Raw genomic sequence first — 16,957 nt, 5'->3', positions numbered from 1 at the left:
CCATCGCTACATTTGATCTCTATACTGTTTCGCAGACAACGCTGCCAGCTGGCAGCGATTTTTCATGTATCGCGTTATGCGGAGGATAGAATGCGACATCCACTGGTTATGGGTAACTGGAAGTTGAATGGCAGCAAGCAACTCACTGCTGAACTGATCGCGGGTCTGCGCAAGGAACTCTCTGGCGTTGACGGTTGTGGCGTGGCCATTGCACCGCCAGCGCTCTATCTCGAGCAGGCAAAACATGCCATCTCCGGTAGCCACATCGCACTGGGTGCGCAGAACGTGGACGTTAACCTGTCTGGCGCGTTTACCGGTGAAGTTTCCGCAGAGATGCTGAAAGATATCGGCGCGAAATATATCATCATCGGTCACTCAGAACGCCGCACTTATCACAAAGAGAGCGACGAGTTCATCGCGAAGAAATATGCGGTGCTGAAGTCAGTGGGCCTGGTTCCTGTGCTGTGCATTGGTGAAACCGAAGCGGAAAACGAAGCGGGTAAAACTGAAGAAGTCTGCGCTCGTCAGCTGGATGCCATTCTGGAAACGCAGGGCGCCGAAGCGTTTAAAGATGCGGTTATCGCGTATGAGCCCGTCTGGGCCATCGGTACCGGCAAATCTGCGACCCCTGCTCAGGCACAGGCCGTGCACAAATTCATTCGTGATCATATTGCGAAGAAAGATGCGGCTATCGCAGAACAGGTCATCATTCAGTATGGCGGCTCAGTGAACGACAAGAATGCTGCTGAGCTGTTCACCCAGCCTGATATCGATGGCGCGCTGGTTGGCGGTGCGTCACTGAAAGCAGATGCTTTCGCGGTAATCATTAAAGCAGCGGCGGCGGCAAAAAGCGCCTAAGCATTAGCATTCCGGTCAAGGGCGGCGCTTAAGCCGCCTTTTTTATGGGCGCAATCAGCTCACAGGCGTGGTCCTGCACTTCCTCCGCCGAACCCCTGTTCAGCAGCAGCCAGTTCCGCTCTATCGCCATCAGCACCAGTCGCCCATCGCTTAATTCCGCCAGTGCCAGACCATATTTCCCCATCTCTGTGCGCGCCTCTGGCCGCTCATCGGCCAGCCGGATAAAGGCACTCTGCTGAGTCAGTTCATCTGGCGTCAGAGCTCGCAGCCAGTAGCGGTGCTTACGCAGCGTAATGTCCTGCCACTGACCGCTAAGCTGCGGCGTCAGCCGATCCAGCTGCTGACGCACATCGGGTCGCAGACAGGAGAGATGAATATGGAGTTGATTCTGCGTACGGCCATACTGTGAATTGATCGCCAGTGAAAGAACCCGATCATCAATGGGAGAGCCGCGTCGCTCTGCAAGCAGAGAGCGTTCATGCCAGGCAAGGGCAAAGTAGTTGGGCGTAGCGGGTTGCAGTAACCGTGGGCTTTCGATGCCGGTGATTTTGTCGAGCGGGATCAGCAGATACTGCAATGGACCATGCATATCTTTCAGCATGGCATAGCGATGCTGCTGATCGACACGCTGACAGGGCGCCGGGTCTCCGCTGCTCTGCTGATGAGGCACACATTTCTCGCTGACAATCTGCCACAGCGCATCACTGTTCTTTTTGAAATGCATTGCGGCAACCAGTATCCCCGCAATGACCAGCACCAGCAGAACCGCAACCAGACTGGTTGCACGACGATGTGTCGGCATAACAACGCTTCCTGAATGGTTTAGCAGCCTGCATCCTCGCCTGGCGGGAAAAAAATGTCACGGGGAATTCGGGCAGATCAGTCAGCAGCCGGGCAGAGAAAAGAGAAAGGTGGGATTGTTGCGGGTGAGCGGTCAGCGCAGGGAGCGCTGACCGCAACGTATTACGGTTTCATGACCTGGTCATAGCTGCCGCCATCGGCGAAGTGCGCTTTCTGAGCCTCTGCCCAGCCACCAAATTTGTCCTTGATGGTAAACAGCTTCACCGGCGCAAACTGGCTGGCAAATTTCTTCGCGATTTCAGCATCACGCGGACGATAGTAGTTCTGCGCAGCGATAGTCTGACCTTCTGGCGAGTAGAGGTATTTCAGATAGGCGTCTGCGACTTTGCGCGTTCCCTTTTCATCTACCACTTTATCGACCACGGACACGGTGGGTTCAGCCAGAATCGATTCGCTCGGGGTGACAATCTCGAACTTGTCTTTACCCAATTTGTTAACCGCCAGATAAGCTTCGTTTTCCCAGGCAATCAGCACATCACCAATCCCGCGTTCAACGAAGGTGTTAGTTGCGCCGCGTGCACCGGAATCCTGCACCTCAACGTTTTTAAACAGCGCTCTGACGTACGCCAGCGCTTTGGCCTGATCGCCGTTGTTATGATCCAGCGCCCAGCCCCAGGCCGCCAGATAGTTCCAGCGTGCGCCGCCAGAGGTTTTCGGGTTAGGGGTAATCACAGACACACCGGGTTTAGTCAGGTCGCTCCAGTCGTGAATGCCCTTGGGATTATCTTTGCGGACCAGGAAGACAATGGTGGAGGTGTAAGGCGCGGAGTTGTCTGGCAGACGCTGAATCCAGTTCTTATCAATACGACCGCGTTCTGCAATAGCATCGACATCCGATTGCAACGCCAGCGTAACCACATCCGCACGGATGCCGTTAATCACTGAAGTTGCCTGCTTGCCGGAGCCACCGTGCGACTGACGGACCACGACATTATCGCCGGTTTCCTGTTTGTAGTGCGCACTAAACGCTTTGTTGTACTGTTCGTACAGCTCACGGGTTGGATCGTAGGAAACGTTTAACAGCTGAATGTCTTTCGCCAGAACGCTGGTTGAGGCCAGCAACAGGGTAACGCCGATACTCCACTTGTTCATTACGCACTCTCCCAATGTCGTTATGGGCTAAGCGTGACATAAACCATTACAGAGCTAAAAGAATTAAAAATAAGCTGTTATAACCGGGGGGAATATAGCGGGTATATGCCGGGGCATGCTGTGCAGCACACCCCCGCAGAAGAATCAGTAGAGTTTTTTCGCCGTGTCGAGCCAGTCGCGCTTGAACGGACGTTTCATGTTTTCAATCGCGTCGACGATGTCGTGATGCACCATCTTCTCATTCTGAATACCCACGCAACGGCCACCGTAACCCTGCATCAGCAGTTCAATGGAGTAAGCGCCCATGCGTGACGCCAGGATACGGTCATACGCACAAGGTGCACCGCCACGCTGAATATGGCCCAGAACGGTCGAACGGGTTTCACGTTTGGTTTCTGTTTCAATGAAACGCGCCAGGTCGTCGATATCGCAGATGTGCTCAGTAATCGCCACGATAGCGTGCTTTTTACCTTTGGCGATGCCTGCTTTGATTTCCGCTACCAGCTCTTCGCGGGTGTACGGGAATTCTGGCAGGACGATGAACTCGCAGCCACCGGCAATCGCCGCCGCCAGGGTCAGATCGCCACAGTAGCGGCCCATCACTTCAACAATCGAGATACGCTGATGCGAGGAAGAGGTGTCGCGAAGACGGTCAATCGCTTCAACCACGGTTTCCAGTGCAGTGAAATAACCGATGGTGTAATCCGTTCCGGCCACATCGTTATCGATGGTGCCTGGCAAACCAATGCAGGGGAAGCCCATTTCAGTCAGGCGCTTAGCACCCATGTAAGATCCGTCACCACCAATCACCACCAGTGCATCAATGCCGCGCTTTTTCATGTTCTCAATGGCAACCTGGCGCACATCTTCATTACGGAACTCGGGGAAACGCGCTGAGCCCAGGAAAGTGCCGCCGCGGTTAATCATGTCGGAGACGCTGTAGCGATCAAGATTGATCATGCGATCTTCGTACAATCCCAGATAGCCATCATAGATCCCAAAAACTTCCAGTCCTTCACTCAGCGCGGAACGTACCACTCCACGAATAGCTGCGTTCATGCCTGGGGCGTCACCGCCGCTGGTTAATACACCAATTTTTTTGATCATGACAACCTCTGGATTGTTCAAAACTAAGGGTTAATCCTGCCTGTCGATCGCTGCAGAAGATCATTTCACGATTAGCGCGACATGTGATGGCAGATAGTATATCAAAGGCTTGCTGCTGAATTGATTCAGGTCAGACAACTTTTCACTATTTTTTGCAGCAAAGTTAGCGCTACGTCATCCCTTCCGTATCGATTTGATTCATTTACGTTAAAAACCTAAAGAGTCCCTGGTCTCAGACGGTACCACAGAACAGGGATCCTGATGGATAATTACGTCAGACCCGGGAAATTCTTTGCGTAATGCTTTCTCAACCTGGTCGGCAACCCGATGCGCCTGAACCAGTGGCAGCTGATCTTCCAGTTCCAGATGAAGCTGAATAAATTTGGTCGGGCCGGACTGCCGGGTTCGCAGATCATGTACGCCCTGCACCTGCGGCCAGTTTGTCGCAAGCGTCAGGATTTGCTGCCGTTCATTTTCCGGCAATGCGCGATCCAGCAATGACTGTACGGCTTCGTAGCCCATCCGCAATGCGCTATAAAGAATGAAAACACCAATCCCCAGCGCAAACAGGGCATCCGCCCGTACAACGCCATAGCTGCTCAGCACCAGCGCAATCAGTATGGCGCCATTCATGATGACGTCGGATTGATAGTGCAGCATGTCAGCCCGAATGGCCTGACTGCGGGTTTTACGCACTACCCAGCGCTGAAAGGCAACCAGTACCAGCGTTGAGCTCAGTGCCACAATGGTTACTACAATACCAACACCCGGCGCCCGCATCTCGCTGGGGGAGGCAAGATGCTGCAGGCCGGTCAGAAACAGAAACAGTGCCGAGCCGGAGATAAACATACTTTGTGCCAGCGCCGCCAGCGACTCCGCTTTGCCGTGCCCGAACGTGTGATTTTCATCAGCAGGCTGCAGCGCATAGCGCACCACCAGCAGGTTGGTTAGCGATGCAGCGATATCCACCAGCGAGTCCACCAGTGAAGCCAGCAAACTCACTGAACCGGTGTACCACCAGGCAAAAATTTTCACGAGTAACAGCACAGACGCAAGAATGGTGGCCGCGAGCGCAGCACGCTTTACCAGTCGGCCATAAGAGTGTTGCATGCCAGATTCCCTATGCAGCATCAGTGAAGATGCACACTTAAATAGATGAATGGCTGAAGTTTAACACCGGGAGGCGGGCTGTGCTTAGGAGGTCATTCGATGAAGAAGGCTGTTTTGAAATCGCGACAGGAATAAGCAGGTACAAAAAACAAGCCCCGGCCTGGGAAGGACGGGGCGAAGTGTTATACACATCATTGCCTGGCTACTTTCAGCCGCGGGCTAATTCCAGGAACGTGTCGGCGACTACTTTTTGCCGCCTTTTTTCCCGGCTTCAGATGCTTTTTCACGATCGTTTTTGAAATTTCCGCCGCCGCTGTTCTGTCCGCCTTTTTTGCCAGCTTCAGACGCTTTTTGCGGATTATCTGCGAAATTACCTGAACCACCACGATGCTCTGCCATAACTTACTCCGTTAATAGATTTATCAGGACTACATAATGTGGTTGTTGCTCCCTGAGACTTCGCAAAGACACTTAACTTCCCTGCAGTGACAGAATTTAGTGTAGAAGGTGTGACTGAACCAGCAAGCGTAACGCGGGGAATGTATCTCACTGAAAAATATGATTAAAATGTTAATGACTTGTCTGCAATTCATTTAGTTTCAGTAAGTTATGATATTTTCATGATGAAAAAATGCTCACCGGCTCGCTTAAATTTACAGCGTGTTCCAGATATTAAGAAATCAGCGATTCTTCCCAACAAATTCCCGACAAGCGCTAATAAAACGGGGGTTTTGTTGTGCGGTGATGATTCCTGTCAAAATAAAAAAAGTGAAAAAAAGATAAAAAAAACCCCCACCATCATGGTGGGGGAAGACAGGGATGTGTCTATGGCAAGGAAAACAGGGATACTATATTACTGGTTACTGCTGGTACTACTCACTGCCTGCAGCGATGAAGCTGACTGCAAATTCGAAAACTGTCGCAGCTCGTTAAGTCGCCGCTGGTAATTTTTCTGTAACGCGGACTGCTGGGCCGGCGTTAGCAGTTGAAACATTTGATTCTGTACGCGCGCCATCTCGACCTGTTGTTCAACCTGAACTCTGGCGATGACTTCCGCCTTTTGGCGAATGGCCGCTTCGTTAAACTGGTCTGCAGTCACTAATTCGTGTAATGCAGCGATATCGTCAATATGAACGACCGGGCGATCATGTCTTGCCTGTTGCATAAGGTCTCGCATCTGCTGACGCTGTTCTTCAGTCAGCTCGATGCCGTCGAACATGTGGCTTTGCGGATTTTGCGTCATACTGCCTGTCGGCAATCCGCCATGATGCATCTCGTCAATCGTCGTCGCATCTTTAGCATCTGCGCTGGCGACACTCAGAGCCATCGCTGAGGCAAGGACGACGGCGGTTAATTTGCGCATCGTATACTCCAGTTCGTTCCGTTTTGCGATTCAACGAGAGCCAGTGTACGGCGACAGCTGCAAACATCCGTCAGGGGGTGTAAAACTACGTAAAGCGATGGATAGGTGCGCCAGGAACACGGTATTTTGCCTGCGGAGGGCTACAAAAATGAATAAAATCCTGTTGGTAGATGACGACCGCGAATTAACTTCGCTTTTGAAAGAACTGTTAGAAATGGAAGGGTTTGAAGTGGTCGTCGCCAGTGATGGTGAACAAGCGCTGAACCTGATCGATAACTCGATTGATTTGCTTTTACTGGATGTCATGATGCCGAAGAAAAACGGTATCGACACTCTGAAAGAACTGCGTCAGCAACATCAAACCCCCGTCATCATGCTAACGGCGCGCGGCAGCGAGCTGGATCGTGTTCTGGGCCTCGAACTGGGCGCAGATGACTATCTGCCTAAGCCGTTTAACGATCGCGAGCTGGTGGCGCGTATCCGCGCTATTTTGCGGCGTTCTAACTGGAGTGAACAGCAGCAACACGACAACAGCTCGCCCACACTGGAAGTGGACTGTCTGAGACTCAATCCCGGCCGTCAGGAGGCCAGTTTTGATGACGTTACGCTGGATTTGACCGGCACAGAATTCACCCTGCTCTATCTGCTGGCGCAGCACCTGGGCCAGGTCGTGTCGCGTGAACATCTGAGCCAGGAAGTGCTGGGCAAACGCCTGACACCTTTTGACCGTGCCATTGATATGCATATCTCGAATCTGCGTCGCAAGCTGCCTGAGCGACGTGATGGTCATCCCTGGTTTAAAACCTTACGTGGCCGTGGCTACCTGATGGTTTCCGCATCATGATTGGAAGTCTGACCACCCGTATCTTCGCCATCTTCTGGTTGACGCTGGCGCTGGTGTTGATGCTGGTGTTGATGGTTCCCAAGCTCGATTCACGACAGATGACCTCGCTGCTGGAAAGTGAACAGCGGCAGGGCATCATGATTGAGCAACACGTTGAAGCAGAGCTGTCACAGGATCCCCCTAACGATCTGATGTGGTGGCGTCGTCTGTTTCGTGCCGTGGAAAAATGGGCACCGCCGGGTCAGCGGCTGCTGTTAGTAACCAGTGAAGGTCGGGTGATTGGCGCGCAACATAATGAAATGCAGGTTATCCGCAATTTTATCGGCCAGTCTGACAATGCCGATCATCCTCAGAAGAAGAAATATGGTCGCGTTGAGCTGGTAGGGCCTTTTGCCGTTCGCGATGGCGAAGATAACTACCAGCTTTACATGATCCGTCCCGCCAATAGCTCTCAGCTCGACTTCGTCAATCTGCTGTTTGACCGTCCGTTGCTGCTGCTTATCGTCACCATGCTCATCAGCTCACCGCTGCTGCTGTGGCTGGCCTGGAGCCTGGCACGTCCGGCACGTAAGCTGAAATATGCTGCTGACGAAGTCGCAAGCGGGAATCTACGTCAGCATCCGGAACTGGAGTCGGGTCCGCAGGAGTTTCTGGCTGCGGGATCCAGCTTTAACCAGATGGTCAGTGCGCTGGAACGGATGATGACCGGTCAGCAACGTCTGTTATCGGATATCAGTCATGAACTTCGCACCCCACTGACCCGCCTGCAACTGGCTACCGCCCTGCTGCGCCGGCGTCAGGGTGAAGGTAAAGAGCTGGGCCGCATTGAGATGGAAGCACAACGCCTTGATGGCATGATTAACGATCTGTTGGTGCTCTCCCGCACCCAGCATAAAAATGCGCTGGTCAGCGAAGCAATGAAGGCAAATCAATTGTGGAATGGGGTGCTGGAAGATGCCCGTTTCGAAGCTGAGCAGATGGGCAAGAAGATGGATATCCCCTATCCGCCAGGCCCGTGGCCGCTTTATGGGAACCCTCATGCGCTGGAGAGTGCGCTGGAAAATATTGTGCGCAATGCGCTGCGCTATTCACACACGCACATCAGCGTCAGCTTCTCCGTTGATATTTCCGGTATCACGGTCCACGTCGATGATGATGGTCCTGGCGTGAGTCCGGAAGATCGTGAACAGATTTTTCGTCCTTTCTATCGAACCGATGAAGCGCGCGATCGCGAATCAGGCGGCACCGGTCTTGGCCTGGCAATTGTCGAAACGGCCGTGCAGCAACATCGCGGCTGGGTTAAAGCCGATGACAGTCCATTAGGCGGTTTGCGTCTGACCCTCTGGTTGCCGCTCTACTCCTCCGGCCGTCAATAATTTGTTATGCTTCGGCCCCTGTCATCGGGGGCCTTATGCTTAACATTGTCTTGTTTGAACCAGAAATTCCGCCGAATACCGGCAATATCATCCGCCTTTGCGCCAATACGGGCTTTCAGCTTCATTTGATTCAGCCGCTCGGCTTTGCCTGGGATGACAAGCGCTTACGTCGCGCCGGGCTGGATTATCACGAATTCACCGCCATCAAATTCCATGCTGACTATCAGGCGTTTATCGCCACTGAGTCGCCTGAGCGTCTGTTTGCACTGACGACCAAAGGGACGCCTGCACACAGCGCCGTCGCCTATCAGGCGGGCGATTATCTGCTGTTTGGGCCGGAGAGCCGCGGACTACCTGCTGAGATCCTGGCCGCGTTACCGGCGCAGCAAAAAATCCGCATCCCGATGAGAGCAGAAAGCCGCAGTATGAATTTGTCGAATGCTGTATCGGTTGTGGTTTATGAAGCGTGGCGCCAGCTTGATTACGCGGGCGCGCTGATCAAAGACTAGATGCCGTCGCCAAACTGAAAACCGGCCAGGCTGCCATTGAAGTGCTGATCCATATCCATCGACGGCTTTTCACTGCCTGGCTTACCGACGATACGCGCAGGTACGCCTGCAGCAGTGGTGTGCGGTGGTACGGGCTGTAACACCACGGAACCGGCACCGATTTTTGCTCCCTTGCCGACTTCAATATTGCCAAGGACTTTCGCGCCGGCACCAATCATCACCCCTTCACGGATTTTCGGATGACGGTCGCCACTGGTTTTGCCGGTACCGCCCAGCGTCACCGATTGCAGAATCGAAACATCATTTTCTACCACGGCGGTTTCACCAATCACTATGCCTGTGGCATGGTCGAGCATAATGCCGTGGCCAATATGGGCGGCGGGGTGAATATCGACGGCAAAGGAGACAGAGATTTCGTTCTGCAGGTAAACCGCCAGTGCGCGTCGGCCTTCATTCCACAACCAGTGGCCAATGCGGTAGGCCTGTAAGGCGTGAAAACCTTTAAGGTAGAGCAGCGGCGTAGAGTATTTATCCACTGCCGGGTCGCGCTGACGCACAGCCTGAATATCGTAAGCCGCTGACATAATCATCGACGGATCTTCACGATAGGCTTCTTCAACGATTTCACGAATGGCGATGGCGGGCATAATCGGGTTAGCCAGCTTGTTGGCCAGCATATAACTCAGTGCGCTACCGAGATTTTCATGTTTTAGCAATGTCGCGTGGAAGAAGCTGGCAAGCATCGGCTCACAATCAGCCAGGGCACGCGCTTCTGCTTTGATATTGTTCCAGACCAGTTCTAACTCATCAGACGACATTGCTGCTTTCTCCCGATAAAAAAAGCGCCTGAATGGGCGCTGCAGGTAATGATGCTACGCGTCCTGCGTTAGCCAGTGCTGTTTTCGTCCTTCCTTGTGCGTCCCAGCAAGCTCAATGCTGCATCTCTCGCCGGTTTTTCGCAATACAGCACCTGATAAATCTGCTCGGTAATCGGCATTTCCACACCCAGCCGCGCAGCCAATGCCTTGACTTCTTTAGTGTTTCTATAGCCTTCTACAACTTGTCCGATAATGCGTTGTGCGCTATCTACATCCTCGCCCTGGCCCAGCATCATGCCAAAACGGCGGTTACGCGACTGATTATCAGTACAGGTCAGTACCAGATCGCCCAGACCGGCCATGCCCATAAACGTCGTGGGATCGGCACCCAGCGCTGCACCTAACCGGCTCATTTCAGTCAGACCGCGGGTGATCAGTGCGGTACGCGCATTCGCGCCAAAACCTATTCCGTCGGAGATTCCGGCTCCGATAGCAATCACGTTTTTTACTGCGCCGCCGAGCTGTACGCCAATAAAGTCAGGGTTGTTATAAACACGGAAGCTCTTACCGCAGTGCAGTTTCTGCTGCAGGTCGTCTGCAAACTGCGCATCCGTTGCGGCCAGCGCGATGGCGGTCGGTAATCCGGCTGCAAGTTCTTTCGCAAAAGTGGGTCCGGAGATGACGGCCAGCGGAATAGTATCGCCGACAATTTCACGCGCCACATCCTGCAGCAGACGACCCGTCTCTTTTTCCAGCCCTTTAGTCGCCCAGACAATGCGTGAGTCTGGTCGCAGATGAGGCTTGATCTGCTGCAGCACATCGCCAAAGACATGACTCGGCACCACGATCAATAAGTCGCGGCTGGCAGCAATAGCTTTGGTCAGATCAGATTCAAGGGAAAGATTGTCGGGAAACGGCACATCGGGCAGGAAAGCGGTGTTACAGCGGTCATTCTGAAGTTGAGCCAGATGCGTCGGGTTATGTCCCCACAACAGCACCGGATGGCCGTTACGGGCCAGCGTAATCGCCAAAGCGGTGCCGTAAGAACCGGCACCGATGACGCTAATCGAAGCGTGAGTTTCCATCAGGCATCCTGATGTGGTTCAGCACCTTCTTCACCTTGCTGCTGCTGCAGATAGTTCATGAACAGCGCATCAAAGTTAACCGGTGCCAGGTTCAGCTGCGGGAAGGTACCACGGGATACCAGGCTGGTAATGCATTCGCGAGCGTACGGGAACAGAATGTTCGGGCAGTATGCACCCAGGCAATGTGCCATCTGCGTTCCTTCGATACCGCTGATGGTGAAGATACCGGCCTGCTGAACTTCACACAGGAAAGCCGTCTCTTCGCCCACAGTCGCGGTTACAGTCACACGAAGTACCACTTCGTAAACTTCGTCAGCCAGCTGAGAAGATGCAGTGTCCAGATCCAGTTTAACGTCCGGTTCCCACTCTTTCTGGAAAACCTGCGGGGCATTAGGCGCTTCAAAAGAGATGTCTTTGGTGAAGACGCGCTGAATCTGGAATTGCATTTCGTTCGAGTTATGTTCTGACATGTGACCAAATCCTATGTATGAGATTGTCCGGCGTAAAATTACGCCTGCAGTAAGGGATCTAAACCTTCGCGATTATCGAGTGCGAATAAGTCATCGCAGCCGCCAATGTGCTGCGCATCAATAAAAATCTGAGGCACGGTGGTACGGCCGCTACGCTTGATCATCTCTTCGCGTTTCGCCATGTCCCCATCAATAGGGATCTCCTGAAATGATACGCCTTTTTGCGTTAACAGCGCCTTCGCCCGATGGCAGTAAGGACAGGTGGCCTTGGTATACATTTCAACATTTGCCATGATCAACACCTCTGTATGATTATTTACCGCGGACTAATGGCAGATTTTCACCACTCCAGCCACTGATACCATCTTTCAGCACTGAAACCTGCTCAAAGCCTGCAGCGCTAAGGTGCGCAGCAGAATCACCCGCGCTTTGTCCGGTTGCACATACCACAATTATGGGCTGTGCTTTGTGCTTTGCCAGTTCGTCGATGTTGCCTTTTTTAATCTCAGCGGCTGCCACATTTACAGCGCCTGAAATATGCCCTCTGCGGAAATCATCGCGCGAACGCACGTCTACCACTACCGCGTCCTCTTTGTTAATCAGGCGGGTTGCTTCACCGCGGCTGATCGTTTTTACCTTAGAGAACATTCCTTTAACGGTAGTCACAATCACCAGAACGAGTAAAACGACCCATGCCAGACTCAGGATGGGGTGATTGCTTGCAAACTGCATAATTTCTTGCATGAGGGGTAACGACTCCAGACCGGGCTAATAAGCTAAAACAAGGGTTCTGAGTATACCTGCGCCACTTCGCATGTACAGATGCTATGCGGCCAGAGTATCGATTTGTGCGCCATTTTCCAAAAAAAGTGGCTGAATAGCAAAAATGGCGTAAGGCTTAATGTATGTCATTGCGAAAGTAGACATAACTGGAAAAGCAAATGCCAGTGGGGAGCACTGGTAAGCGGCGGTTCATCGTGGAATAATCATTGGCCTATGAAGGGAAAAACAACCGTTTCGCACACAAGGACCCGTCGCAACGGCGATAACCTGCCGTTGTTCATACACCTGTCCAGCCTCTCCCTTAGCCTGCTTTGTGCGGGGGCACTGTTATTGCCTGCCGCAGCCCAAAGTGCAGAAGACAGCAAATCTCAGCTGCAGTCCATCCAGCAAAACATTGCTGAGAAAGAGAAAAGCGTCAAAGCGCAGAAGGTGCAACGCAGCAAATTACTGGATCAGCTGCAAAGCCAGGAAAAAATCATCGCGCAGGCAAGCCGTCAGCTGCGTGACACCCGCAATAGCCTCAGCGCCCTGAATAGTGAGATCAAACAGCTCACCACCTCCATCGCCCGTCTTGAAAAACAGCAAACCCAACAGGAAAGCCTGTTATCCGAGCAGCTTGATGCGGCGTTTCGTCAGGGTAAGCACAACGGAGTACAGCTTTTGATGGGCGGTGAAGAGAGCCAGCGCAGTGAGCGTATTCTGGCCTATTTTGGTTATATGAATGCTGCCCGCCAGAAAAGCATTGAATCGCTGCAAAAGACGCGTCAGGACTTAAATCAGCAACGCGTCACACTTGAGCAAAAGCAACAGCAGCAGAAAGACTTACTGGCACAGCAGCAGGGCCAGCAGCAGAAGCTGCAACAGGCGAGCGAAGCACGTAAAAAAACCCTGACGTCGCTGGAAAGCGCGCTGGAAAAAGATCAGGCCGATCTGGTCGAGATGCGCCAGAATGAAAGCCGTCTGCAGGATAAAATCGCCCGGGCGGAACGTGAGGCGCGCGAGCGTGCAGCCCGCGAAGCGCGTGAGGCTGAAAAAGTGCGTCAGCGTCAGGCGCAGGCGAAAGCCAAAGGCTCCAGCTATCAGCCGACCCAGAGCGAACGCGAACTGGTGGCGCGTACTGGTGGGCTCGGTCGTGCGGGCGGTCAGGCGTTGTGGCCGGTTCGCGGACGCATTGAACATCGCTTTGGTGAACAACTACAGGGTGAACTTCGCTGGAAAGGCCTGGTAATTGATGCGCGGGAAGGTACCGAGGTGAAAGCTATCGCCGATGGCCGTGTGCTGATGGCCGACTGGTTACAGGGCTACGGTCTGGTGGTGGTGCTGGAACACGGTAAAGGTGATATGAGTCTGTATGGCTACAACCAAAGTGCGCTGGTGAGCGTGGGTACGCAGGTGAAGGCAGGACAGCCTATTGCACTGGTGGGCACCAGTGGTGGCCGCGGTACCCCATCGCTCTATTTTGAAATCCGACGTCAGGGACAGGCCGTCAATCCACTCCCGTGGTTAGGAAAATAAGTTTTGCTGCAACGTCGAAAACTCCCCGTTCTGATGAGCGCCCTGCTGTTCTGCTCCGCTGCGCAGGCGGGCAAACTGTCCATTGTCATTGATGATGTTGGCTATCGCCCTGCAGAAGAGAACAAGGTCCTGCAGATGCCCCAGGCTATTTCAGTAGCGGTATTACCCAACGCACCCCATGCCCGTGAAATGGCAATTAAAGCGCATCAGGGGGGTCACGAAGTGTTGATCCATCTGCCCATGGCGCCGCTGAGCAAACAGCCGCTGGAAAAAGATACCTTAACGCCGGAGATGAGCAGCGAAGAGGTCGCCCGCATCATGCGCAATGCGGTTAACAACGTGCCTTATGCCGTGGGTCTGAACAATCATATGGGCAGCAGGATGACCTCAAGCCTGCCCGGTATGCAGAAGGTGATGCAGGCGCTGAACCACTATAATCTCTACTTTCTTGATAGCATGACCATCGCCAATAGTCAGGCTATTCCTGCCGCTCAGGGTACCCAGGTCAAAGTGTTAAAACGCCGGGTCTTCCTTGATGACAGCCAGGATATCAACGCCATCCGCCAGCAGTTCAGTCGGGCGGTAAAGCTGGCGCAGCGCGATGGGTACGCCATTGCCATTGGGCATCCTCACCCTAACACCGTACGGGTGCTGCAGCAGATGTTACCCACGCTGCCAGCCGACATTACGCTGGTTCGCCCCAGCGAGCTATTAAACGAATCTCTTCACAACAACGCACGGACGCCTGTGGCACCGACAAAACCGGTGACGCCACGCTTCCGGCCTGCCGACATATGTAAACCGAAGCAGCCGCTGACGCCGGTTCCGGCGACCAGAGCCTTGACGGTCATTGCCGAAAGTGTGAATAACAGTCCGCTGTTTAAGACGCTGAAAAATCTGTTCTGAATTTGCCATGAATGCTAAGTGCTGAGCTTAGCGTTCATTTATGCACAGAAATTACTATAATCCTGGGTCGGGCAATAACGGGCTTTGCGGGAACAGTGTAGGGATGACGATTAATAAACAAAAAATCCTGCTGCTGGACAACGGCAGAGAGTGGGGCGGCGGCACCAACAGCATGCTGGAGCTGTTGAAACGTATCGATCGTCAAAAGTTCGATATTACCTGCTGCTTCTATCACAACTACAGCCGTGGCAACGACGAAACCATCGAAGCCACGCTGAATGCGCTGGCTATTCCGGTCTTTTTTATTCCGCAAATCAGGCAACCACGCTGGGCCAAATTTATAAAAGAAGCCGCACGGGCGCTGCTGTTTTTCAATAAAAAACTCAGGAAACGCACCATTGATAAAGTTGATACACACTGGCGCATTATGCCTAATGCCATCAAAATCAATTCATTGCTGCAACTGGGGAAATTTGACACGCTCTACATGAATAACCAGCCCAGCACCAATGTGGAAGGTTATCTGGCGGCGCGCAGCCTGCCGGTCGCGGTGGTTCAGCACTGCCGTATCGATCCGGTTCTGGAACCGCGGCTGGTTAACATGGTTAATCAGGATTGTCAGGCGGTCATTGCCGTGTCACAGGGTGTTAGTGACACCTTACGCCGCCATGGCGTGGAAGCGGAGCGCTGTTTTACCGTCAGTAATGCTATCGATATCCACCAGCCTCTGCCCAGCCGTCTTGACGTACGCCAGCGTTTTAAACTCTCACCGTCGACCTTTGTGTTTGGCACGATCGGCTCCCTGATATTACGTAAATCTAATCACCACATTCTGCAGGCTCTGGGCCGTTTTAAACGCGCCAACCCCGATGCAGACTGGCGAATGATGATTGTCGGAGCGGGCCCGGAGCTTCAGCATCTGTTGCAACTGGCTACCGCAGAGAACATCCAGCATCACGTGGTCTTTGCGGGCTTCCAGAACAATGCGATGGATTACCTTACAGCCTTTGATACCTTTATTCTTGCCTCACGCAGTGAAGGCTTGCCACGGGTTGTACTGGAGGCGATGCTGGTAAATACCACCGTCGTGGGCTCCCGCGTAGTCGGCACTGCCGAATTGATCAGTCATGATGAAACCGGGTTGCTGTTTGATTATGGCAACGTGGTGCAACTGACACAGCATCTGACTGCGCTGTGGCAGGATGCGGAGTTACGTCAGCGCCTGACCAATGCGGCAGCGAAACGCGTACGTGAACAGTACGCTATTGAAACCTATATCAGCGGCGTCGAGAATATTTTGCAAAGCGTCGCCAAAAAGAAACCTCATGCTTAATTTTTTGAATCCCCGTTACCGTCATATCAGAGCGCGCCATAACCTGCCTTATTCGAATAGAGCGGTTCAGGGCACTGTGCCGGTCACGTCTGTCGTGATTCCCTGCACCGGCGCGGACTATATTGAAGAAGCCCTGCTCAGTGCTGATTTTGCGGCGCGCTTTGCGACAGAAGCAGAAGAGATTGTGATAGTCAGCGATCAGCCCACTCACGCCTTTGGCAGCCTGCCCGTAAAAACCCGCGTGGCAACGCTGGATGTCCCACACCGGGAAGAGAGCTACCGTTACAAACAGATCTATCGCAGCCGTTTAATCAAATTGCAGGCGCCCCTGCAGGCAAAAGGCGACGGCATTCTGATGATCGATTCCGACCTCAATCTGCTTAAGATGCCTGAAATCATGATGGGTCCAGGCCATCTTTACTCCAGTTTTCGTCAGGGGAAAATGATTGCCAAGCTGGAGGGAGCGCCGGATGAAGCGATTCCCGCCTATTATCCGCACAGTATCAGGCCCTATCTGACAGACCACGTTAACGGCGCTTACCTGGCTGCTACGCGAGAAGTCTGGCAGCGTATTTCACCGCTGTGGCTGACGCTGTTTAATGATACCTGGAATTTAATGAACGACAGCCAGCCGCCTACCGATCAGCTCCCGCTGGCGGTGTTACTGGACATGCTGGATATTAAAACCGTCAATCTGGGGGAATGGGCTAACTGGCCAGTCTCGAAGAAAATTGGCGGACAGTCGGCGGTGATCCCACCTGAAGTGGTTGGCGCTCACGGCGGATTCCCGTTGTCGGAATGGCAAAAATACCTGACCGATCCGCAACAGCCGCTGAACTTTAAAGGCCAGGACTATACGCGTAAAGTCCGCTACCTGACCGATGAAGAGAAAAAGCAAGGCTAATCAGGCGGCCGCCCCGGCGGCCG

At 53.2% G+C, this 16,957-nt stretch carries 19 protein-coding genes; 8 read left to right on the top strand and 11 right to left on the bottom strand.

The features are described from left to right. Nucleotides 1–90 precede the first annotated feature (90 nt). Complete coding sequence (tpiA, locus tag EE896_RS00795) at nt 91–858, top strand: triose-phosphate isomerase (protein WP_140916495.1); 768 nt, start codon at nt 91–93, stop codon at nt 856–858. A 28-nt stretch (nt 859–886) separates the two neighbouring features. On the opposite strand, the gene EE896_RS00790 is transcribed toward tpiA, so the two are convergent. The 6 genes from EE896_RS00790 to cpxP all read right to left on the bottom strand — a co-directional run bounded on the left by EE896_RS00790 (nt 887) and on the right by cpxP (nt 6,391). Further along, nucleotides 887–1,660 (bottom strand): CDP-diacylglycerol diphosphatase, encoded by a 774-nt coding sequence (locus EE896_RS00790; RefSeq protein WP_140916496.1) that lies wholly within the window; start codon nt 1,658–1,660, stop codon nt 887–889. Between the two features lie 161 nt (nt 1,661–1,821). Beyond that, nucleotides 1,822–2,811: a sulfate ABC transporter substrate-binding protein gene (locus EE896_RS00785; RefSeq protein WP_003851261.1), complete on the bottom strand. Its 990-nt coding sequence runs from the start codon at nt 2,809–2,811 to the stop codon at nt 1,822–1,824. 144 nt (nt 2,812–2,955) lie between these two features. After that, nucleotides 2,956–3,918 carry a 6-phosphofructokinase gene (pfkA, locus tag EE896_RS00780; RefSeq protein WP_003851263.1) on the bottom strand — a complete coding sequence of 321 codons (963 nt, stop codon included), beginning with the start codon at nt 3,916–3,918 and terminating at the stop codon, nt 2,956–2,958. A gap of 207 nt (nt 3,919–4,125) precedes the next feature. Beyond that, nucleotides 4,126–5,028, bottom strand: a complete 903-nt coding sequence (fieF, locus tag EE896_RS00775; RefSeq protein WP_003851265.1) for a CDF family cation-efflux transporter FieF — start codon at nt 5,026–5,028, stop codon at nt 4,126–4,128. A 243-nt stretch (nt 5,029–5,271) separates the two neighbouring features. Continuing rightward, complete coding sequence (locus tag EE896_RS00770) at nt 5,272–5,427, bottom strand: con-10 family general stress protein (protein ID WP_003851267.1); 156 nt, start codon at nt 5,425–5,427, stop codon at nt 5,272–5,274. Nucleotides 5,428–5,881: 454 nt separating this feature from the next. Then, a complete protein-coding gene (gene cpxP / locus EE896_RS00765; protein ID WP_003851271.1) occupies nt 5,882–6,391 on the bottom strand; it encodes a cell-envelope stress modulator CpxP in 510 nt (169 codons plus the stop codon). A gap of 148 nt (nt 6,392–6,539) precedes the next feature. Between cpxP and cpxR the strand changes: the two genes are divergently transcribed. From cpxR to trmL, 3 genes are read left to right on the top strand one after another with little or no spacing between them, the layout of a single operon-like run. Then, entirely contained in the window at nt 6,540–7,235 is a 696-nt protein-coding gene (gene cpxR / locus EE896_RS00760; RefSeq protein ID WP_003851274.1) for an envelope stress response regulator transcription factor CpxR, read from the top strand. Further along, nucleotides 7,232–8,611, top strand: coding sequence for an envelope stress sensor histidine kinase CpxA (cpxA, locus tag EE896_RS00755; protein WP_003851276.1), 1,380 nt, complete (start codon nt 7,232–7,234; stop codon nt 8,609–8,611). The genes cpxR and cpxA overlap by 4 nt, the downstream gene beginning before the upstream one ends. Before the next feature lie 35 nt (nt 8,612–8,646). After that, a complete protein-coding gene (trmL, locus tag EE896_RS00750; RefSeq protein ID WP_003851277.1) occupies nt 8,647–9,120 on the top strand; it encodes a tRNA (uridine(34)/cytosine(34)/5-carboxymethylaminomethyluridine(34)-2'-O)-methyltransferase TrmL in 474 nt (157 codons plus the stop codon). On the opposite strand, the gene cysE is transcribed toward trmL, so the two are convergent. From cysE to EE896_RS00725, 5 genes are all read right to left on the bottom strand, one after another. Beyond that, complete coding sequence (gene cysE, locus EE896_RS00745) at nt 9,117–9,938, bottom strand: serine O-acetyltransferase (protein WP_003851279.1); 822 nt, start codon at nt 9,936–9,938, stop codon at nt 9,117–9,119. The two genes, trmL and cysE, sit on opposite strands and share 4 nt — an antisense overlap. A gap of 68 nt (nt 9,939–10,006) precedes the next feature. Continuing rightward, complete coding sequence (gene gpsA, locus EE896_RS00740) at nt 10,007–11,023, bottom strand: NAD(P)H-dependent glycerol-3-phosphate dehydrogenase (protein WP_003851280.1); 1,017 nt, start codon at nt 11,021–11,023, stop codon at nt 10,007–10,009. Then, nucleotides 11,023–11,493 carry a protein-export chaperone SecB gene (gene secB / locus EE896_RS00735; RefSeq protein ID WP_003851281.1) on the bottom strand — a complete coding sequence of 157 codons (471 nt, stop codon included), beginning with the start codon at nt 11,491–11,493 and terminating at the stop codon, nt 11,023–11,025. Before secB ends, gpsA begins: the two co-directional genes overlap by 1 nt. A gap of 38 nt (nt 11,494–11,531) precedes the next feature. Then, complete coding sequence (grxC, locus tag EE896_RS00730; RefSeq protein ID WP_008926942.1) at nt 11,532–11,786, bottom strand: glutaredoxin 3; 255 nt, start codon at nt 11,784–11,786, stop codon at nt 11,532–11,534. Nucleotides 11,787–11,805: 19 nt separating this feature from the next. Beyond that, nucleotides 11,806–12,237, bottom strand: a complete 432-nt coding sequence (locus EE896_RS00725; protein WP_003851285.1) for a rhodanese-like domain-containing protein — start codon at nt 12,235–12,237, stop codon at nt 11,806–11,808. Between the two features lie 252 nt (nt 12,238–12,489). Between EE896_RS00725 and envC the strand changes: the two genes are divergently transcribed. From envC to EE896_RS00705, 4 genes are all read left to right on the top strand, one after another. Next, entirely contained in the window at nt 12,490–13,791 is a 1,302-nt protein-coding gene (envC, locus tag EE896_RS00720) for a murein hydrolase activator EnvC (protein ID WP_003851287.1), read from the top strand. Between the two features lie 3 nt (nt 13,792–13,794). Next, the gene (locus EE896_RS00715) at nt 13,795–14,697 is read left to right on the top strand and encodes a divergent polysaccharide deacetylase family protein (RefSeq protein WP_008926944.1); all 903 of its coding nucleotides are present in this window, start codon (nt 13,795–13,797) and stop codon (nt 14,695–14,697) included. Between the two features lie 103 nt (nt 14,698–14,800). Continuing rightward, on the top strand, nt 14,801–16,030 hold the full coding sequence (locus EE896_RS00710; protein ID WP_140916497.1) for a glycosyltransferase: 1,230 nt from the start codon (nt 14,801–14,803) through the stop codon (nt 16,028–16,030). Next, entirely contained in the window at nt 16,023–16,934 is a 912-nt protein-coding gene (locus EE896_RS00705; RefSeq protein WP_105100105.1) for a hypothetical protein, read from the top strand. Before EE896_RS00710 ends, EE896_RS00705 begins: the two co-directional genes overlap by 8 nt. The last annotated feature ends 23 nt before the right edge of the window (nt 16,935–16,957 follow it).

The organism is Pantoea eucalypti (genome assembly GCF_009646115.1).
In the GTDB taxonomy this organism is placed as follows: Bacteria; Pseudomonadota; Gammaproteobacteria; order Enterobacterales; family Enterobacteriaceae; genus Pantoea; species Pantoea eucalypti.
This window is presented reverse-complemented; position numbering and strand designations above follow the sequence as displayed.

Coding starts and splice junctions, on each gene's coding strand:
- tpiA (WP_140916495.1), top strand. CDS start 91: ATGCGACATCCACTGGTTATGGGTAACTGGAAGTTGAATGGCAGCAAG.
- EE896_RS00790 (WP_140916496.1), bottom strand. CDS start 1,660: ATGCCGACACATCGTCGTGCAACCAGTCTGGTTGCGGTTCTGCTGGTG.
- EE896_RS00785 (WP_003851261.1), bottom strand. CDS start 2,811: ATGAACAAGTGGAGTATCGGCGTTACCCTGTTGCTGGCCTCAACCAGC.
- pfkA (WP_003851263.1), bottom strand. CDS start 3,918: ATGATCAAAAAAATTGGTGTATTAACCAGCGGCGGTGACGCCCCAGGC.
- fieF (WP_003851265.1), bottom strand. CDS start 5,028: ATGCAACACTCTTATGGCCGACTGGTAAAGCGTGCTGCGCTCGCGGCC.
- EE896_RS00770 (WP_003851267.1), bottom strand. CDS start 5,427: ATGGCAGAGCATCGTGGTGGTTCAGGTAATTTCGCAGATAATCCGCAA.
- cpxP (WP_003851271.1), bottom strand. CDS start 6,391: ATGCGCAAATTAACCGCCGTCGTCCTTGCCTCAGCGATGGCTCTGAGT.
- cpxR (WP_003851274.1), top strand. CDS start 6,540: ATGAATAAAATCCTGTTGGTAGATGACGACCGCGAATTAACTTCGCTT.
- cpxA (WP_003851276.1), top strand. CDS start 7,232: ATGATTGGAAGTCTGACCACCCGTATCTTCGCCATCTTCTGGTTGACG.
- trmL (WP_003851277.1), top strand. CDS start 8,647: ATGCTTAACATTGTCTTGTTTGAACCAGAAATTCCGCCGAATACCGGC.
- cysE (WP_003851279.1), bottom strand. CDS start 9,938: ATGTCGTCTGATGAGTTAGAACTGGTCTGGAACAATATCAAAGCAGAA.
- gpsA (WP_003851280.1), bottom strand. CDS start 11,023: ATGGAAACTCACGCTTCGATTAGCGTCATCGGTGCCGGTTCTTACGGC.
- secB (WP_003851281.1), bottom strand. CDS start 11,493: ATGTCAGAACATAACTCGAACGAAATGCAATTCCAGATTCAGCGCGTC.
- grxC (WP_008926942.1), bottom strand. CDS start 11,786: ATGGCAAATGTTGAAATGTATACCAAGGCCACCTGTCCTTACTGCCAT.
- EE896_RS00725 (WP_003851285.1), bottom strand. CDS start 12,237: ATGCAAGAAATTATGCAGTTTGCAAGCAATCACCCCATCCTGAGTCTG.
- envC (WP_003851287.1), top strand. CDS start 12,490: ATGAAGGGAAAAACAACCGTTTCGCACACAAGGACCCGTCGCAACGGC.
- EE896_RS00710 (WP_140916497.1), top strand. CDS start 14,801: ATGACGATTAATAAACAAAAAATCCTGCTGCTGGACAACGGCAGAGAG.
- EE896_RS00705 (WP_105100105.1), top strand. CDS start 16,023: ATGCTTAATTTTTTGAATCCCCGTTACCGTCATATCAGAGCGCGCCAT.